The following is a 16831-nucleotide window of genomic DNA, read 5'->3' as shown; positions in this document are numbered from 1 at the left end:
AAGACAGTCTGGCAGATTGATGCATCTTCGGCGGGTCGATCACCTGTCGCAGCGGCAGGTAACCACGCGCCGGTATGGCTGCCTGACCAACGGTAGATTGACGGATGTCTGAACATTTGCTGTATTGAAACCGGTTTCATTCGCCCATTACAACGCCAATAAGGCTCGCAATGACCACACAATCTTCATTGACCCGGCCCCGGGTCACCATCAGCGAAGTGGCGAAAGCCGCCGGTGTGTCCAAAGCCACCGTGTCGCGCTACATCGGCGGCGACCGCCAGCTGCTGGCCGAAGCCACTGCCCAACGCCTGGAAGCCGTGATCCAGCAGTTGGGCTACCGCCCCAACCAGATGGCCCGTGGCCTGAAGCGCGGACAGACGCGGCTGATCGGCATGCTGGTCGCGGACATTCTCAACCCCTATTCCGTCGCGGTGATCCATGGCGTGGAAACGGCCTGCCGCCAGCACGGCTACAGCCTGGTGTTGTGCAACACCAACCGTGACGATGAGCAGGAACGTCACCACCTGCAAGCGCTGCAGTCGTACAACGTCGAAGGCCTGATCGTGAATACCCTCGGTCATCAGCCCGGCGAACTGCTCGACCTGCACCGTCGCCTGCCCATGGTGCTGGTGGATCGCCAACTGGCGGATCTGCAGGTCGACCTGGTCGGGCTGGACAACACCGATGCCGTCGAGCAGGCCCTGGACCACCTCCAGACCCAGGGCTACCGCGACATCATTGCCATTGGCGAGCCGCTGGACGGCACCAGTTCGCGTCATGAGCGCGTGCAGGCCTTTACCGCCTCCGTGCAACGACGGGCCAGCGTGCGCGGGCGGGTGCTCAGTCTCGATGCCCATCTGCCGCAGACACTCGAGCAGTGTCTGGCCAACGACGATCACGGTCCCCAGGCCCTGCTCACCTTCAATGGTGTCGCTACGCTGGCTGTGACCCGCGCCCTTCACGCTATTGGGCGGGGACTGGGCAACGACTTGGGCCTGATCGCCATCGACGAACTGGACTGGTGCTCGCTGGTCGGTCCCGGCATCACTGCCTTGGCCCAGCCCACCGAACGCATCGGCGCTGCCGCGTTCGAGTGCCTGCTCGAACGCCTGCGCGGCAGTGAAGCCCAGCCTCGGCGTCTGGATTTCAAAGCGCAGTTGATCGTGCGCGGCTCCACATCCCTCCCCACGTAACGAGGTTGCGACGACACCGCGCAGCACACCGCTGCGAGTCAAAATGAAACCGATTTCATTCGAAGCAGACGAGGACAATAACAATGCAGCCCAATCCTGTTTCCATCAGCCTCTCCAGCTACGGCGCCGACCAGGTCCGCGAGCGTGGCCAGGTCGCTTTTCTCGACGTGCTGGCCAACGCCGGGGTCGACCGCGTCGAACTGCGCGAAGAGTTGTTCACCGAGCCGCTTGATACCGCCCGGCTCAAGGCAGCGGTCGCCAGCCGCGGCCTGGAATGCCTGTATTCAGCGCCCCTGGAGCTGTGGACGCGGCAAGGCCGGCCGGACCCGCAGTTGCCGCAGGCACTGGCCACAGCCCGGGCGCTGGGCGCGGTCGCGCTGAAGGTGTCGCTCGGTCATTTCCGCGCCGAATGCGACCTGGCCGACCTCGGGCCCTGGCTCAAGCCCGGCGATCCGCTGTTGCTGGTCGAGAACGACCAGACCGCGTACGGCGGTCGGCTCGAGGCGCTGCTGAGCTTCTTCCAACGCGCACAGCAGGCCGCACTGCCGGTGGGCATGACATTCGACATTGGCAACTGGCACTGGCAAGGCGAATCGCCTGCACACGCGGCGCGTCATCTCGGGGGCTGGGTGCGCTACGTGCACTGCAAGGCGGTGGCGCGCAACCCCGATGGCCGCTTGGTCGCCGTACCGCCGGAGCCGAGCGAGCTGGCGAACTGGCAGCGCTTGTTCACCTGTTTCCCGCCAGGGGTGCCCCGGGCCGTGGAGTATCCCTTGGTCGGTGCCGACCTCACCGCCGTGACCCATCTGCACGCCTGCGCACTGGCCCGGCTCGGCACTCACCCGGAGGTGAGCCATGCCTGAGCATGACGTGCTGTGTTTCGGCGAAACCATGGCCATGTTCGTGGCCCAGCAACCGGGCGATCTTGACCAGGTGGAGACCTTCAGCCGACGTATCGCCGGCGCCGACAGCAATGTCGCGATCGGTCTGGCACGGCTGGGTCTGCGGGTGCGCTGGCTGAGCCGCGTGGGCGACGATGCGCTGGGCCGCTTCGTCCTCGCCAGCCTGCGCCGCGAGGGCCTGGATTGCAGCCAGGTGGCGGTCGATCCGCGTCATCCCACCGGTTTTCAGCTCAAGGCCCGTTGTGATGACGGCAGCGACCCGGCGGTCGAGTACTTCCGCGCGGGTTCGGCGGCAAGCAGGTTATCGGTCGACGATCTGGACGTCGCCTCGACGCAGGCGCGCCATCTGCACGCCACCGGCATCGTTCCGGCCCTGTCCGCCCCTTGTCGGCAGCTGTCACATCGCTTGATCGAGTGCATGCGGGCGGCGGGCGCGAGCATTTCCTTCGATCCCAACCTGCGCCCCTCCCTGTGGCCGGACCGCCAGACCATGGTGCGCGAGATCAACGCCCTGGCGATCAAAGCGCATTGGGTGCTGCCGGGCCTGGAGGAAGGTCGCGTACTGACCGGCTGGAGCACGCCAGCCGACATTGCCGCGTTCTACCTCGACCAGGGTGTCCAGCGCGTCGCGATCAAGCTCGGTGCCGACGGGGCCTATTACCGCGACGCCGCCAGCCAGGGCCTGGTCGCCCCGGTGCCGGTAGCCAAAGTGATCGACACCGTCGGTGCCGGCGATGCCTTTGCCGTCGGCGTGATCAGTGCCCTGCTGGACGGCCTGCCATTGGCACTGGCGGTGGCCCGTGGCAACTGGTGTGGCAGCCGCGCCGTACAAAGCCTGGGTGACATGGAGGGCCTGCCGCGGCGCGAAGAACTGGCCGCCTATGAGTTGCGCGCCAGCGCCTGATGAACATCGCCGGTGCGCCGGCCCTGCTGAGACAACAACAATTCGCTCAGGAGTTTTTTCATGCACTCGAACAGTCTCGCGCCTCGGCGCTGGTGGTACCTGATTCCCATCGTCTTCATCACTTACAGCCTGGCCTACCTGGACCGCGCCAACTACGGCTTCGCCGCCGCCTCGGGCATGGCCGACGACCTGCACATCACCCCGGCCCTGTCCTCGCTGCTGGGAGCGCTGTTCTTCCTGGGCTACTTCTTCTTCCAGGTGCCCGGTGCGCTCTACGCCCAGAAAGGCAGCGTCAAGAAGCTGATCTTCGTCAGCCTGATCCTGTGGGGCGGCCTGGCGACCCTGACCGGGATGGTCAGCAACGTCTACCTGCTGATCGCCATCCGCTTCCTGCTCGGCGTGGTAGAGGCCGTGGTGATGCCAGCGATGCTGGTGTACCTGTGCCACTGGTTCACGCGCGCCGAGCGCTCACGGGCCAATACCTTCCTGATGCTCGGCAATCCGGTGACCATCCTCTGGATGTCGGTGGTATCCGGTTACCTGATCAAGCACCTGGACTGGCGCTGGATGTTCATCATCGAAGGCTTGCCGGCAGTGATCTGGGCCTTCATCTGGTGGCGCCTGGTGGATGACCGGCCGGCCCAGGCGAGCTGGCTGAGCGAGGCGGATAAAGCCCGACTGGCGCAGGCGTTGGCCGACGAGCAGCAGGGGCTGAAACCGGTGAAGAACTACCGCGAGGCCTTCCGTTCTCCGCAGGTGATGATCCTGTCGCTGCAGTATTTCTGCTGGAGCATCGGGGTGTACGGCTTCGTGCTCTGGCTGCCGTCGATCCTCAAGCAGGCCGCCCAGGTGGACATCGTCGAAGCCGGCTGGCTCGCCTCGGTGCCCTACCTGGCGGCCGTGCTGGCGATGGTCGGCGTGTCCTGGGCCTCGGATCGCCTGCAAGTGCGCAAGCGCTTCGTCTGGCCGCCGCTGCTGATCGCAGCGGTGGCGTTCTACGGCTCCTATGCGCTGGGCAGCGAACACTTCTGGCTGTCGTACACGCTGCTGGTCGTCGCAGGCGCGTGCATGTATGCGCCCTATGGGCCGTTTTTCGCCATCGTGCCGGAGATCCTGCCGAGCAACGTCGCCGGTGGCGCCATGGCCCTGATCAACAGCATGGGCGCGCTGGGCTCGTTCGGTGGCTCGTGGCTGGTGGGCTACCTCAACGGCATCACCGGCGGACCAGGCAGTTCGTACTTGTTCATGGCGGCAGCGCTACTGCTCGCCGTAGCGCTGACCGCCTTTCTCAAACCCCCGCACCGCGCCGACTGCAACGCTCAAGGTCCAGCGCAACTGGCGGCCAGTCATTAGGAGCTGACATGAACAAACGTGTCGTTGTGTACAAAACGCTGTCCCAGCCGCTGCTCGAGCGTCTGCAGCAGCAGGTGGACGTCACTCAAGTGGACCTCAACGCCTCCGACGGGCTGGCACGTCTGCGCGATGCCCTGCCCGACGCCCACGGCCTGCTCGGTGCCAGCCTGCCGTTGGGCAGCGCGCTGCTGGACCTGGCGCCGAATCTGCAAGTGGTATCGAGCATCTCGGTGGGCGTGGACAACTACGATGTCGCGGACCTGACTCGACGCCGGGTAATGCTCACCCACACCCCGGACGTGCTCACCGAAACCACCGCCGACACGGGTTTCGCGCTGATTCTCGCCAGTGCGCGGCGGGTGGTGGAGCTGGCCAACTGGGTGCGCGATGGCCACTGGCACAAGAGCCTGGGACCTGCGCATTTTGGCACCGATGTGCAAGGCAAGACCCTCGGCATCATCGGCATGGGCCGCATCGGCGACGCCCTGGCGCGACGGGCCGCTGCCGGCTTCGGCATGCGCGTGCTGTACCACAGTAACCACCGCAAGCCCGACGCCGAGGCCCGCCACGGCGCCCGCTATCGCAGCCTCGAGGCCTTGCTGGGCGAAGCGGATTTCGTCTGCCTGACCGTGCCGTTGAGCGCCAGCACCGAAGGCCTCATCGGCGCCCGGGAACTGGCGCTGATGAAGCCGGAGGCGATCCTGGTGAACATCGCCCGCGGTCGCGTGGTCGATGAAGCGGCACTGATCGAGGCCCTGCGCAGCGGACGCCTGCGTGGCGCGGGATTGGATGTCTTCGAGCAGGAACCGCTGCCGGCCGACTCGCCGCTGCTGCAGTTGACCAACGTGGTGGCGACTCCGCACATCGGCTCGGCGACCCACGAGACTCGTGAAGCCATGGCCCGCTGCGCGGTGGAGAATCTGCTGGAGGGATTGGCCGGGGAGCGGCCGAGGCATTGGGTGAACCCGTTCTGAGGGTCCAGAAATGCAAAACCCCAGCACATCGTCGATGTGCTGGGGTTGCATGAAAGTGGCGGTGAAGAAGGGATTTGAACCCTTGATACGATTTCTCGTATACACACTTTCCAGGCGTGCTCCTTCGACCACTCGGACACTTCACCGGATCTCTTCAAGCCATTCAGCCTGTCGAGGCGCGCTAATTTAGTAGAAGCGCTTTTCTTTGGCAAGCATTTTTTTCAGAATTTTCATGCGCTTAAGGCTTTCGTCCGGCAAGGGCTCGGGGCCAGGGCAATACGGCCAATCTGACCCGTGCTTTTTTCACTGCCTTTCAATCGGACCCGACGACACGCGGCCTGCGCCGCGTCGGCTGACCAGGCAGTCAGCCAAGGCGCTTTACCTGGCCGGCAGCGCTGGGTAACGTCGTGGCCACGCCACCCAAAGGACTCTGTCATGAGCGAGCTGATTACCTACCATGCCGAAGACGGCATCGCCACCTTGACGCTGAACAATGGCAAGGTCAATGCGATCTCGCCGGACCTGATCACGGCCTTCAATGCGGCCCTGGACCGCGCTGCCGAGGAGCGCGCGGTGGTGATCGTCACCGGCCAACCCGGCATTCTCTCGGGTGGATACGACCTGAAGGTCATGACGGCGGGTCCCAAGGAGGCCATCGGTCTGGTCACCGCCGGCTCCACCCTGTCCCGCCGCCTGCTTTCGCACCCCTTCCCGGTGATCGTCGCCTGCCCCGGCAATGCCGTGGCCAAAGGCGCGTTCCTGCTGCTCTCGGCCGACTACCGGATTGGCGTCGAAGGCCCGTTCAAGATTTGCCTGAACGAAGTGCAGATCGGCATGACCATGCACCACGCGGGCATCGAGCTGGCGCGCGACCGCCTGTCCCGCTCGAGCTTCCAGCGCTCGGTGAACAACGCCGAAGTGTTCGATCCGCACGCCGCCGTGGTCGCCGGCTTCCTCGACAAGGTGGTGCCGGCCGAACAGCTTCAGCAGGCAGCGCTCGCGGCAGCGCACGAACTGAAGAAGCTCAATATGCTGGCCCACAAGAACACCAAGCTGAAGGTGCGCAAGGCGTTGCTGGCGAAATTGGACGAGGCGATCCAAGCCGACCAGCATCACATGGGCTGACACGCCTGGGCCCAGGCTCACCGGTGGTCAGCGCTGCCGGTGTTTGCCCCAGCCAGTGCACGGTCGTACACTGCACCGCGACTGTCTGGTGTGAGTCGTATCATGCTCTATCTGCTTCGCATGCTTGTGCTGGGCCTGCACTTCCTGCTGGTCGGCGCCGTAGGTCTGCTCATCGGCCTGTGCCGCCCCTTCAACCCGGATAACAGCCGCCTCTTTGCCCGCCTCTACAGTGTGCCGGCCGCTTGGTTCATGCGTCTCCAGGTCAAGGCCGAAGTCGGGCCGTTGTGGGATCAGCCGCCCGGCTGCGTCATCGTCGCCAACCATCAATCCAACTACGACCTGTTCATCCTCGGGCAAGTGGTGCCACGACGCACCGTGGCCATCGGCAAGAAGACCCTGGGTTGGATTCCCCTGTTCGGCCAGTTGTTCTGGCTCGGCGGCAACGTGCTGGTGGATCGAAAGAATGCCTACCAGGCGCGCAAGGCGCTGCAGACCACGACGCGTATCCTGCGCGACGGCACCTCGATCTGGATTTTCCCCGAAGGCACGCGCAACCCGTCCGAACAGTTGCTGGCGTTCAAGAAAGGCGCCTTTCACATGGCCTTGGAAGCCGGCGTGCCCATCGTGCCCGTGTGCGTCAGCCGCTACACGCAGCGCCTGAACCTGAACAGTTGGCGACGACGGACGGTGATCGTCCGCTCGCTGCCGCCAATTGCCACGCGAGGGCTCAGCCAACAGGACTTGCCCGCCTTGATGGAACAGTGCCGCACGCAGATGCAGCAGTGCATCGATCACATGGAGCAGGAACTGCCCACGCGCTGAGCGCGCTGCTTGCCGTTCGCCGCGACTCAGCCCAAGCTGTCGCAACAGTCAACCGAACAAGCAGGCAGCCATGGGTCGAGTCGTTGCAGCGGCGGTGTACAGCGCCGGCAGAAAGGTCACCAACATCAGCCTCGACGAAGGCAGCGAATGGGCGAACAAACCCGGTCATTTCGTCTGGATTGGGCTGGAGGAACCCAGTGCCCAGGAACTGGCCAACCTGCAGCGCCAGTTCGGCCTGCATGAACTGGCCATCGAGGACGCGCTGGAAAAGCACAGCCGCCCGAAGCTGGAGACCTTCGGCGACGCGTTGTTCATCGTCACGTATTCGCCGGTGCGCCATGAAGGTCGCCTGGAATTCATCGAGACCCACATCTTCGCCGGCAAGGGTTATGTCATCACCTGCCGCAATGGTCACTCCAAATCCTATGCCTTGGTGCGCCAGCGCTGCGAAGCGCGACCCTTGCTGCTCGAACACGGCGAGGACTTCGTGCTGTACGCCCTGCTGGACTTCGTCACCGAGAACTACCAGCCGGTCAGCGAGGCGATCCACAGCGAGATCGAGGCACTGGAGCAGAGCGTGCTCAGTGGCTCGCTGCAGGAACAGGACATCCGCCGCCTGCACAGCCTGCGCCGTGACATCCTGCGCATGCGACGTTACGTGGCGCCGATGGTGGAAATTGGCGAAGAACTGCAGCGCCTGAGCTTTCCCTTCATCGACAAGAACATGCGCCCGTACTTTCGGGACGTACAGATTCACGTCACCCGACAGATGGAAGACCTGGTCGGCATCCGCGACATCGCCAGCCAGACCATCGAGATCGGCATGCTGCTGGAGTCCTCACGACAGAGCATCGTGCAGCGCAAGTTCGCTGCCTGGGCGGCGATTCTCGCCTTCCCTACGGCCATTGCCGGTATCTATGGGATGAACTTCCAGAACATGCCGGAGTTGGGTTGGCACTACGGTTATTTCCTGGTGCTGGGCGTGATCGCTGCCGGCTGCACCGGGCTGTTCGCCAGCTTCAAGCGCTCAGGCTGGTTGTGACGATCCGCGAAGCGCAGCGCTCATGCGGGCGCTGGCTTCTTCGGTGAGCTTTTTCGTCTGAAGTCAGGCCGCGCTTTGCTTGCGGGGATGCTGGATGAAGCGCAGCATCCACTCGCCCACCAGATCACCTTGATGGTCGGTGCTCAGGCTCGCTACGGCCTGGTTGTAGACTTCATCGCCCAAGCGATCCTGACGGGCATCGAGCAATGCACGCGAGTAGTCGTGGACGAATTCCGGATGGCCCTGGAAGCACAGGACCTGGTCACCCACGTGGTAAGCGGCATTGGGGCAGAAATCGCTGGAGGCGATCAGCGTTGCGCCTTCGGGCAGTTGCGTCACCTGGTCCTGGTGGCTGATCAACAGGGTGAGTTCACTGACCTGCGGATCCATCCACGGCGCATGGGCGGCCAGACGGTAGCGGTGGATACCCAGCCCCCAGCCGCGATCGGCACGCTCGGCCTTCCCTCCGAGCACCAGCGCCAGCAGCTGATGGCCGAAACAGACGCCCAGTAACTTTTCGCCGCGCTCATAGAGTTTCAGCAGGTAGGCCTTGAGCGTCTGAATCCAGGCATCGGAACCGAACGAGTCGGCCTTGCTGCCGGTCACAAGATAGGCGTCGAAGGTTTCGCCTTCCGGAGGGTATTCACCGTTCATCACGTTGTAGACGCAGAATTGCGCTGCGATCGGCTGACGCGAGAACAGCTGCTCGAACATCCTTCCATAGCCCTGGTACTGCGCCGTCAACTCCGGTCGCAGGACATCGGTTTCAAGGATGCAGATGCGTAACGACATAGGGATAGTCCTGAACGACAAGGGTAGAAATCAACGCTAGAGACTGCCGCGAAAGCCACGTACAAGCAAGAGGTGTGCACTGACGAACGGTAGGGAAGCAACGTTCTCTCGAGGGCTCACTTGAAGGCGTCTAGTCCAAGCATGACAGCGATCTGGCCAATGGCCTCATAATGTCAGGGAATGCAGGCGTCTTACGTTAGAACAAAGGGTTCTGAAACACGGGTGACAATCGCCCTACTTTTGGGTGTAGACACGTGTAACAGGGCAGCAACAGGCAAGCAGCAAATGGCGTTGTGCACGCCATCGTGATCGACCCGACGCGACAAGGAAGCCAAGGGTTATTCAGGAATAACAACAAGAAGGCGGTCCGCCATGTTCAGACACTCGAAAGTACGCCAAGCGGGACTCATACTTTTCGCCACCACCTTGCTGCTGATCCTTCCCAACCTGACGCGTCTGTTCGGTTGATGCAAGGCTGGCGCCATTAGGCCGGGCAACGGTAACCTGCCAACCCTCATGGGTTGGAGAAACGTCGTGCGCCACTGTCTGGGCTTGTTCTTTTTGCTGATCAGCGCGCCGTTGGCGGCCGCGCAACTGACACTGGACCTGGGGCAGGTTCAGCGTCAATGGCAGGCCGAGCAATTGTTGAAGCACCCCCAGGCTCAAGCGATCGACATTCCAGAGGATGTGGCCTACAAGCGAGCGATGCACTACCGTGCCGTACCCTTGGCAAGCCTGCTCGAGGGCGTCGACGAAGACGATCATCTGCAGGCCGTAGCGCTGGATGGATTCGCCGCGGAAATGCCGGCTGGCCCTTTACTGCAACCCGGACCGGCGCGGGCCTGGGTAGCAGTGGAAGACCCGCATCAACCCTGGCCCGGCCTGAAACCAGGCAAGCCAAGTGCAGGGCCCTTCTATCTGGTGTGGACTGATCCAGCTGCCAGCGCTATTCGCCCTGAACAATGGCCCTATCAGATAGCCAGCATCCGTCGGCTGGCGCCCGTCTCCGAGCGCTTCCCTGCCCTGCTTCCTGCGGCTGAACTGTCGGCCGAAGACCCTGTGCGGCAGGGTTTTGCGCTGTTTCAGCAAAACTGCCTGGTCTGCCACCGCCTCAACGGCGCAGGCGACGCGCAGTTCGGACCGGACCTCAATGTGCCGCACAACCCCACTGAATATTTCCAGCCTGGCTATCTGCGCCAGTACTTGCGTGACCCACAGAGCCTCAGGCACTGGCCGCAGGCGCGCATGCCTGGATTCCCGGAGACGGTATTGAGTGATCAGGAACTGGACGCGCTGATCGGCTATCTGGCGCATATGGCCGGACGTCGACGCTGAGCGACGAGGGGGCCAATCCATGGCCCCGCCGGTTCAGGCTACACAGCGTTCCTGCCGAACGCCCCAGCCCTCGACTTCGCCGCCCAAGGGCGAAATCACCGCCTCGAAGGCTTGCTCGAACGCCCCGATACCACGATGGGTGGCGAACATTACTTTGCTCAGTTCCAGGTGCCAGGCTCCATCGTCACGCTCATGCACCTGGGCATTGATCGACTCACCGCGAAACTGTCCGGCAGCCTGACGCGCACCGTCCTCGTCCGGGAAGGTGGCATAGAACTCGATGGGATGGATCTGGGTGAAGTCGAACCCGCCCGCCTTCATCTGGCGGAGTACGCTGCTGCTGATGTCATCGTTCTGGCTGCTCATGAATCGTCCTCCTGAAAAACCAAGGGATAGACTTTCCGTGCATTGACGCGCCCGCGCGGGCGCGCAGGTTAGGTGACTGGCAGTTCGAGCTGATGCAGCGGTGGAGGTGATAGGCACCGACTCGAAGTGAACCGGCGCCTGTGTGCAGAGTAGTACGTCGTGCGGTGCCCAGCCAGGGCGTTGTGATCAGGACGCTTCGAGAATCGTGTGAATGGTCACCCCATGCTGTTCCTTGAGCAGCTCGAGCGTTGGGGTGGGATTACGGTCCTCGAAATCATTGAGGTCGAGCCGCTTCGTCACAGGGAACCATTTTGAAAGAATCTCGTGCGCCGCAGCCTCGAAGCTAGGCTCGCGCTCGCTGGCAAAACGCAAACTTTGCTTCACACCTTTCTGGTCGAGAAAGATGACTTCCCATTCTTTCATTGATAGATCCTCGCTCGAAGCACAACGTGGGTGACATCTGTTAATAGCTGACCATGGGGCTAGGGCGTTGTTCAGAAAGGCTGGCGCTGTGGCATGAAGATTTTTTCAGGATCCACTACGCTCCCTATGAGCCTGGGTGGCAAATGAAAAGCCCGCCGATAGACGGCGGGCTCGATCATACCGCTGGCAATTACTGCGGCTTGCCGTGAACCACGCCAGCCGTGTTGTCCAGCAGGCTCTTGGTGGCCGTCTGGATGAAGGCTTCGAGCTTCTGGAGCATCTCCGGCTGGTCCGGGCTTTCGATCAGCTCGGCCTTGAATTCGCGACCCAGTTGGTAGCGATACATGCGCGGGGACATGTCCTTGGACTCGATGAGCAAGCGATCGCCCTGCACCAGACCGACCACCTGCTCGCTGCCCGAAGGCTTGATCATGCCTACACCCTGGTCGCCAGCAGGCAAGTTCAGCAAATCACGCCCCCAGCACTGGTGGCGGGTTTCGCCACCCAGGCGGCCCATGATGGTCGGTACGATGTCGACCTGGGTGCCGACCGTGTGGCTGACCGCACCGAACTTCTCCTGGATACCCGGCGCGATCAACAGCAACGGCACGTTGAAACGACCCAGGTCGAACTCGGTGATCTGCTGGTTGTTGCCGAAACCGTGGTCGCCGACGATCACGAACAGAGTGTCCTTGAAGTACGGCTCCTTGCGCGCCTTCTCGAAGAACTGGCCAAGTGCCCAGTCGGAGTAGCGCATGGCAGTCAGGTGCTCGTCCAGACGTCCCTGGCCAGTGACCTTTTCCACCGGCAGGTCTGCCGGCAAGGCATACGGCGTGTGGTTGGAAAGCGTCTGTAGCAGGGCGTAGAACGGCTTCTTGCCGTAATTGTGCGACAGCTCCTGATTGGCGCGATCGAACATGTCCTGGTCGGACACACCCCACGTCGGGTCGGAGAACACCGGGTTGACGAAGTCGTTGCGGCCGATGAAGGTGGTCATGCCCTGGTTGCCGAAGAAACCGGACTGGTTGTCCCAGGCGAAATCGCCGTTGTAGACGTAGACATCGTCATAGTCGCGGGCACTGAGCAGCGCCGGCAGACCGGACAGCTTGTGCCCGCCCTCAGGCGTCTGCATCAGGTACTCGAAGCCCGGCAGGTTGGGGAAGCACGCCATGGTGGCGAACATGCCCTGATGGGTGTGGGTGCCATTGGAGAAGAAGCGGTCGAACAACAACCCCTCCTTGGCCAGCTTGTCGAAATACGGTGTGATGTTGTTCGGACTGCCCAGCGCGCCGACGGAGTGGCCGGCGAAGCTCTCCATCAGGATCACGACCACGTTCTTGATCGGCAAGGTGTTCTCGGCCGGCGGCCGGAAGTCGCGGCGCACGGCCGCCTGGTCGGCATCGACCAGCGTGTCGTTGGGCGTCAGCAGCATGTTGCGCACGGTCTGCTGGGCCACCTGGGTGTCCAGGACCGGCTTCCAGATATTGGCGCGGTCCTCCCCGTAACGGCTCTTCGCCGCATCGATCAAGGTCAGGGTGCCATTGAGGCCCAACTGGTTGACGAAGTTCGAGTCGGTGGTGAACGCATCGCCCCAGCGCATCGGCGGACCTTGACGCAGCGTGCCGCGTGCCGCGACCACCGCCACCAGCAGCAGTACCATGAACACGGCCAGACGCCCGTACCAGGGTGCCACGCGACGCGCTCCGGCCACCTGCGCCGTGCTGCCGCTGCCCCGGGTGAGGCGGTCGATACCTTTGAACAGCAAGCTCAGCAGCCAGGTGCCGAACAGCCAGGCCAACAGGTAGCGCACCACCGGGAAGCCGTACCAGAGCATGCTCATGACGGTCTTGGGGTCTTCCTGGATGTACTGGAAGACCAGACCGTTCAGGCGCTGGTGGAACTCACGGTAGAAGTCCAGCTCCATCAGGCCGAGGAACATCACCACACTGGAACTGACCGTCAGCCAGAAACGGAACAGCCCGCGGCGTGCCATGGCCCATGGGCTGAGGGTCGCCAGCAGCAGCGGAATGCTCAGGTACACCACGACCCGCAGGTCGAAGCGCAAGCCGTTGACGAAGCCTTCGGCAACCGTAGCCGCCGGGGTATCGCCGATCAGGTCGCTGTTGTAGATCAGCAGCGCCAGGCGCACCAGGCTGAGCATCAGCATGATCAGCAGACCGCTGAGCAAGGTGTAGGCAAGGTGCGATTTGACGGTCGGTGCGAACGGTGCCGACGTGGCCCGTGGCTTCAAGGCATCCGAATTGGCCATGAATGGGAGGATCCTAGGGTTTCAGGGAGTGGGAGAAGGCACTGGCGCGCCTTTTTCAGGCCCGTGCCGGTCGATTGCCGGCAGGGACGCATACAGTAAACGTGCGGCGCGGAGTTTGGTGAATCCCGTGTGAAAATTTTGTCACGACGAACGATCACAGCCGCACGTTACCGCGCGGTCCGGCAATCGCCCAGATGATCAGTCCCAAGACCGGCAACAACACAATCAGCAGAATCCACAGGATCTTGATCCCGACCTCGCTCGAGCTTTTCAGCACGTTGACGATCGCCCAGATATCCAGGGCCAGAATGATGAGGCCAACGAGGCCATTGAAGGTTGAACCCATGTGGCAACTCCCAGTGTGACGTCGTTAGTCTCTGTCTGAGAAGTCTTGATACTCGGTGATGCTGCGTTGGAAACCGCCTGGATCGCCAGCCCGGTCGGAATGCTCATTTACAACCCGTAAAGTCGAGCGCGACTCCGACCGTTCCTCGGCGGTTTTCGCCTTGCCTGACCTTCGTCTCAAGACTTTTCAAACAGAGCCTAGGGCTGAGCATAGTCGGCTATTACCCCCATAGAAGGGAATCCTTGGCCCGCGCCACGGGTCACTGGATAGACTGCCGCCATTCATCGTCGCAGAGGTCTGCATGCCCCCAGTTCACACCCACGGCTCCTCACCCTCCTCGTTTCTGGATGCCTGGCGCCAGCAGGCGCTGAACACGCCCTGGCTGAGCGCCGGCCTGGGGCTGAGCCTGTTGGCGATCATCCTGCTGCTGCTGGCCAGCTTGTGGAATGCGATCAATGGCGATCACTCGCAGAACCTGCACCTGGCGGCGCTGGGCGGTCTATCGGGTTTTGCCGCGACGGCGCTGGGCGCGATCCTGGCCGTGGTGCTGCGCGACGTCAGCGCCCGCAGCCAGGACGTGATGCTGGGCTTTGCCGCCGGCATGATGCTCGCCGCCAGTTCGTTTTCCCTGATTCTGCCCGGGCTGGATGCTGCTCGGGCGATCACCGGCAACGGCCCGGCCGCTGCCGCCGTGGTGGTGCTGGGCATGGGCCTGGGGGTCCTGCTGATGCTCGGCCTGGACCGCTTCACCCCCCATGAGCACGAAAGCACTGGCCCTTGCGGCCCGGACGCCGAGCGGGTGAGCAGGGTATGGCTGTTCGTACTGGCGATCACGCTGCACAACTTGCCCGAAGGCATGGCCATCGGTGTGAGCTTCACCAATGGCGACATGAGCATCGGCTTGCCACTGACCAGCGCCATCGCCATTCAGGACATCCCGGAGGGTCTGGCGGTGGCCATGGCACTGCGCGCCACGGGGCTGTCGAATTTCAAGGCTGCGCTTGTGGCCATCGGCTCGGGACTCATGGAGCCGCTGGGCGCGGTGATTGGCCTGGGCATCTCCACCGGCTTTGCCCTCGCCTACCCCATCAGCATGGGCCTGGCGGCTGGCGCGATGATCTTCGTGGTGTCCCATGAAGTCATCCCCGAAACCCATCGCAATGGTCACCAGACCTCCGCAACCCTGGGTCTGATGGGCGGTTTCGCAGTGATGATGTTTCTCGACACGGCCCTGGGCTGACACGTCGGCACGTCCTCTCACCCGCTCAAGGCACTGACTCGCGCCTCAGACGTGAACAGCGACCTTGAGCGCCTCCAGCGCTGGCTCCACCTTGATACCCAGTGCCTGACCCAACTCCAGCACCCGCGGCAGGTCATGTTGACCGACCATCACCATCTGCAATTCGTCATCGAGCAGTTGGCTGAAGTCGAGCAGCACATAGCCGCCCGCCTCCTTGTTCAGCGCACTCATCTGAACCTGAATGCGGTTGAGCGCTGTCAGCGGTTCGGTGCGCGTCAACTGCTTGGGCTTGAGGGTCAATGGCACGCTCTTGTCGAAGGAGTCACTGATGGCCTGAAACAGCCCTTGGTAGGTATCGGCTTGAAACACCACGGTATCCGGGAGACTGCCGAGCACCACCCATTCGCCGAGCGGGATCGGGAAGCTGTCGTCGTAATTGATGTCGGGATTGGCTGCAAGAAAAGCCGCCGGATCGGCGTAGGCCTGGGCGGCTTCGTCAGCGATGCGCTCGATGTCAGCCTCCGGGATGCAGCCGGCGCCGATGAGGCTGATGAATTCGAGCAACTGGGTTTTCATGGAGGGCCTGCTTGGCGAAGGGCAAAAAGGCGCCAAGGATACCCGCCGCGCCCTCAGCCGACCAGGGACTGGAGCCGAGCGGCAGCGTCGCTGGCGCCCATGGTTTGCGCGGCCACCAAGGCCGTGGCGCCCCGCGCGTCCCGATGAGCCGGATCGGCACCCTGGGCGAGCAGGTAGTCGAGAATCTCGCTGCGGTTGAACATGGCCGCCAGCATCAGCGCGGTGCGGCCATCCTGGGCGGCGGCATCGACTGGCACGCCATGCTCGACCAACAGGCGAATCATCGGCAGGTCGCCTTTGAAGGCCGCCCCGGCGATAGGCAACTGACCATTGTCATTGGCGATCAGGGGATCTGCACCATGGTTCAACAGTACCTGCACCGCCGCATGGTGACCGTGATAGCTGGCCAGCATCAGCAAGGTGTCACCCTTGTGGTTGCGCAAGTTGGCAGGCAATCCACCTTCGAGCAGCCGCTCGATCATCACCGCATCGCCCTGACGGGCGCGCTCGAATACCTCTGCAGCGAACGCAGCGGTTTCATCTTCAGTCATGGTGACGGGCTGTGAATCGGACATCTGCAACCTCCTGGCAAAAAATGATGGCCTGATTCTGCTTCAGGCCTCAGGCGCAGGACAAAGGTTCAGATTCTATCGACGTCAAAGACAGCGGCTATGACCTTGCAAAATGCACTGTGCAAATTGCACGACCATGCACAATGCATGGAAGGCTTTATGGAAATCAGTAATAAGTCATTGATTTTAAAGGAAAATAACAAAGTCCGAATCCTGGCACGGTGACTGCAATCATTACTCCACGATTGCCAACGCTTATACATCAGGAGTTGCTAATGGACCTTATCCAGGAAAAATTCGTCTCGGTCTTTTCCGCTTACCAGGTCGACACCAAGTCCCGCCCGGACGGTGGCATCCTGCTGACGCTGCGCGCTGCTGACGGTACCGTGACCCGCCGCGTGCTCTCTTACGCACAACTGCACAGCGCCGAGCAACTGTCCTGGGCCATCAGCGCCATCCGCCGCGATCTGGCCGAGCAGGCGAGCGAATTGCCCGTCATTTCCATGCTGCAAAGCCAACAACGCTTCGCCCTGCCAACCTACCGTTGAGCATGGCCACCGGGTTCGCGAGGCACTCCTGCTCCCACGAAGGGACTGC

18 protein-coding genes and 1 tRNA gene are annotated in these 16831 nt (G+C 62.6%); 11 read left to right on the top strand and 8 right to left on the bottom strand.

What is annotated here, in order from left to right; all coding sequences use genetic code 11:
- Positions 1 to 170 precede the first annotated feature (170 nt).
- The 5 genes from Q7C30_RS17960 (at position 171) to Q7C30_RS17940 (ending at position 5326) form a co-directional block, all read left to right on the top strand.
- Positions 171 to 1193, top strand: coding sequence for a LacI family DNA-binding transcriptional regulator (locus Q7C30_RS17960; protein WP_317872291.1), 1023 nt, complete (start codon positions 171 to 173; stop codon positions 1191 to 1193).
- An 83-nt stretch (positions 1194 to 1276) separates the two neighbouring features.
- Positions 1277 to 2056: an AP endonuclease gene (locus Q7C30_RS17955; RefSeq protein WP_317872290.1), complete on the top strand. Its 780-nt coding sequence runs from the start codon at positions 1277 to 1279 to the stop codon at positions 2054 to 2056.
- Positions 2049 to 2999, top strand: coding sequence for a sugar kinase (locus tag Q7C30_RS17950; RefSeq protein WP_317872289.1), 951 nt, complete (start codon positions 2049 to 2051; stop codon positions 2997 to 2999). The genes Q7C30_RS17955 and Q7C30_RS17950 overlap by 8 nt, the downstream gene beginning before the upstream one ends.
- Positions 3000 to 3059: 60 nt before the next feature.
- Positions 3060 to 4352 (top strand): MFS transporter, encoded by a 1293-nt coding sequence (locus tag Q7C30_RS17945; RefSeq protein ID WP_039579145.1) that lies wholly within the window; start codon positions 3060 to 3062, stop codon positions 4350 to 4352.
- Positions 4353 to 4360: 8 nt separating this feature from the next.
- Positions 4361 to 5326: a D-glycerate dehydrogenase gene (locus Q7C30_RS17940; protein WP_317872288.1), complete on the top strand. Its 966-nt coding sequence runs from the start codon at positions 4361 to 4363 to the stop codon at positions 5324 to 5326.
- 56 nt (positions 5327 to 5382) lie between these two features.
- Here Q7C30_RS17940 and Q7C30_RS17935 read toward each other — a convergent pair.
- A tRNA-Ser gene (locus Q7C30_RS17935) sits at positions 5383 to 5472 on the bottom strand.
- A 289-nt stretch (positions 5473 to 5761) separates the two neighbouring features.
- Here Q7C30_RS17935 and Q7C30_RS17930 point away from each other — a divergent pair.
- The 3 genes from Q7C30_RS17930 to Q7C30_RS17920 all read left to right on the top strand — a co-directional run bounded on the left by Q7C30_RS17930 (position 5762) and on the right by Q7C30_RS17920 (position 8315).
- Positions 5762 to 6451 (top strand): crotonase/enoyl-CoA hydratase family protein, encoded by a 690-nt coding sequence (locus tag Q7C30_RS17930; RefSeq protein WP_317872287.1) that lies wholly within the window; start codon positions 5762 to 5764, stop codon positions 6449 to 6451.
- Positions 6452 to 6553: 102 nt separating this feature from the next.
- Entirely contained in the window at positions 6554 to 7273 is a 720-nt protein-coding gene (locus tag Q7C30_RS17925; RefSeq protein WP_116888706.1) for a 1-acylglycerol-3-phosphate O-acyltransferase, read from the top strand.
- Between the two features lie 70 nt (positions 7274 to 7343).
- Entirely contained in the window at positions 7344 to 8315 is a 972-nt protein-coding gene (locus Q7C30_RS17920) for a magnesium and cobalt transport protein CorA (RefSeq protein ID WP_039579153.1), read from the top strand.
- A gap of 63 nt (positions 8316 to 8378) precedes the next feature.
- Here Q7C30_RS17920 and Q7C30_RS17915 read toward each other — a convergent pair whose 3' ends face one another.
- A complete protein-coding gene (locus tag Q7C30_RS17915; RefSeq protein ID WP_029613758.1) occupies positions 8379 to 9107 on the bottom strand; it encodes an amidotransferase in 729 nt (242 codons plus the stop codon).
- A gap of 534 nt (positions 9108 to 9641) precedes the next feature.
- Here Q7C30_RS17915 and Q7C30_RS17910 point away from each other — a divergent pair.
- A complete protein-coding gene (locus Q7C30_RS17910; RefSeq protein ID WP_317872286.1) occupies positions 9642 to 10442 on the top strand; it encodes a cytochrome c in 801 nt (266 codons plus the stop codon).
- 33 nt (positions 10443 to 10475) lie between these two features.
- Here Q7C30_RS17910 and Q7C30_RS17905 read toward each other — a convergent pair whose 3' ends face one another.
- The 4 genes from Q7C30_RS17905 to Q7C30_RS17890 form a co-directional block, all read right to left on the bottom strand.
- Complete coding sequence (locus Q7C30_RS17905) at positions 10476 to 10808, bottom strand: ribonuclease E inhibitor RraB (protein WP_029613756.1); 333 nt, start codon at positions 10806 to 10808, stop codon at positions 10476 to 10478.
- A gap of 186 nt (positions 10809 to 10994) precedes the next feature.
- Positions 10995 to 11231, bottom strand: a complete 237-nt coding sequence (locus tag Q7C30_RS17900) for a hypothetical protein (protein WP_029613755.1) — start codon at positions 11229 to 11231, stop codon at positions 10995 to 10997.
- Positions 11232 to 11421: 190 nt separating this feature from the next.
- Positions 11422 to 13500 (bottom strand): LTA synthase family protein, encoded by a 2079-nt coding sequence (locus tag Q7C30_RS17895; RefSeq protein ID WP_039579161.1) that lies wholly within the window; start codon positions 13498 to 13500, stop codon positions 11422 to 11424.
- 154 nt (positions 13501 to 13654) lie between these two features.
- Entirely contained in the window at positions 13655 to 13846 is a 192-nt protein-coding gene (locus tag Q7C30_RS17890) for a PLDc N-terminal domain-containing protein (RefSeq protein ID WP_039579165.1), read from the bottom strand.
- Between the two features lie 301 nt (positions 13847 to 14147).
- On the opposite strand from Q7C30_RS17890, the gene Q7C30_RS17885 reads away from it, so the two are divergent.
- A complete protein-coding gene (locus Q7C30_RS17885) occupies positions 14148 to 15086 on the top strand; it encodes a ZIP family metal transporter (RefSeq protein WP_317872285.1) in 939 nt (312 codons plus the stop codon).
- Between the two features lie 45 nt (positions 15087 to 15131).
- Here the strand turns inward: Q7C30_RS17885 and Q7C30_RS17880 are convergent, their stop codons facing one another.
- Together Q7C30_RS17880 and Q7C30_RS17875 are read right to left on the bottom strand one after the other, a co-directional pair.
- A complete protein-coding gene (locus tag Q7C30_RS17880; RefSeq protein ID WP_317872284.1) occupies positions 15132 to 15662 on the bottom strand; it encodes a hypothetical protein in 531 nt (176 codons plus the stop codon).
- Positions 15663 to 15715: 53 nt separating this feature from the next.
- Positions 15716 to 16237 carry an ankyrin repeat domain-containing protein gene (locus tag Q7C30_RS17875; protein WP_317872283.1) on the bottom strand — a complete coding sequence of 174 codons (522 nt, stop codon included), beginning with the start codon at positions 16235 to 16237 and terminating at the stop codon, positions 15716 to 15718.
- Positions 16238 to 16509: 272 nt separating this feature from the next.
- Between Q7C30_RS17875 and Q7C30_RS17870 the strand changes: the two genes are divergently transcribed.
- Positions 16510 to 16782: a DUF3509 domain-containing protein gene (locus Q7C30_RS17870; RefSeq protein WP_029613749.1), complete on the top strand. Its 273-nt coding sequence runs from the start codon at positions 16510 to 16512 to the stop codon at positions 16780 to 16782.
- Positions 16783 to 16831: the final 49 nt, after the last annotated feature.

It is taken from the genome of Pseudomonas sp. RAC1 (genome assembly GCF_030658255.1).
GTDB classification, from domain to species: Bacteria; Pseudomonadota; Gammaproteobacteria; order Pseudomonadales; family Pseudomonadaceae; genus Aquipseudomonas; species Aquipseudomonas boreofloridensis.
Note: the sequence above shows the minus strand (reverse complement) of the source record. Positions and strands in the feature narration are given on the sequence as shown.

Excerpts from the sequence above, each read along its gene's own strand:
- Q7C30_RS17960 (WP_317872291.1), top strand. The coding sequence starts at position 171 with ATGACCACACAATCTTCATTGACCCGGCCCCGGGTCACCATCAGCGAA.
- Q7C30_RS17955 (WP_317872290.1), top strand. The coding sequence starts at position 1,277 with ATGCAGCCCAATCCTGTTTCCATCAGCCTCTCCAGCTACGGCGCCGAC.
- Q7C30_RS17950 (WP_317872289.1), top strand. The coding sequence starts at position 2,049 with ATGCCTGAGCATGACGTGCTGTGTTTCGGCGAAACCATGGCCATGTTC.
- Q7C30_RS17945 (WP_039579145.1), top strand. The coding sequence starts at position 3,060 with ATGCACTCGAACAGTCTCGCGCCTCGGCGCTGGTGGTACCTGATTCCC.
- Q7C30_RS17940 (WP_317872288.1), top strand. The coding sequence starts at position 4,361 with ATGAACAAACGTGTCGTTGTGTACAAAACGCTGTCCCAGCCGCTGCTC.
- Q7C30_RS17930 (WP_317872287.1), top strand. The coding sequence starts at position 5,762 with ATGAGCGAGCTGATTACCTACCATGCCGAAGACGGCATCGCCACCTTG.
- Q7C30_RS17925 (WP_116888706.1), top strand. The coding sequence starts at position 6,554 with ATGCTCTATCTGCTTCGCATGCTTGTGCTGGGCCTGCACTTCCTGCTG.
- Q7C30_RS17920 (WP_039579153.1), top strand. The coding sequence starts at position 7,344 with ATGGGTCGAGTCGTTGCAGCGGCGGTGTACAGCGCCGGCAGAAAGGTC.
- Q7C30_RS17915 (WP_029613758.1), bottom strand. The coding sequence starts at position 9,107 with ATGTCGTTACGCATCTGCATCCTTGAAACCGATGTCCTGCGACCGGAG.
- Q7C30_RS17905 (WP_029613756.1), bottom strand. The coding sequence starts at position 10,808 with ATGAGCAGCCAGAACGATGACATCAGCAGCAGCGTACTCCGCCAGATG.
- Q7C30_RS17900 (WP_029613755.1), bottom strand. The coding sequence starts at position 11,231 with ATGAAAGAATGGGAAGTCATCTTTCTCGACCAGAAAGGTGTGAAGCAA.
- Q7C30_RS17895 (WP_039579161.1), bottom strand. The coding sequence starts at position 13,500 with ATGGCCAATTCGGATGCCTTGAAGCCACGGGCCACGTCGGCACCGTTC.
- Q7C30_RS17890 (WP_039579165.1), bottom strand. The coding sequence starts at position 13,846 with ATGGGTTCAACCTTCAATGGCCTCGTTGGCCTCATCATTCTGGCCCTG.
- Q7C30_RS17885 (WP_317872285.1), top strand. The coding sequence starts at position 14,148 with ATGCCCCCAGTTCACACCCACGGCTCCTCACCCTCCTCGTTTCTGGAT.
- Q7C30_RS17880 (WP_317872284.1), bottom strand. The coding sequence starts at position 15,662 with ATGAAAACCCAGTTGCTCGAATTCATCAGCCTCATCGGCGCCGGCTGC.
- Q7C30_RS17875 (WP_317872283.1), bottom strand. The coding sequence starts at position 16,237 with ATGTCCGATTCACAGCCCGTCACCATGACTGAAGATGAAACCGCTGCG.
- Q7C30_RS17870 (WP_029613749.1), top strand. The coding sequence starts at position 16,510 with ATGGACCTTATCCAGGAAAAATTCGTCTCGGTCTTTTCCGCTTACCAG.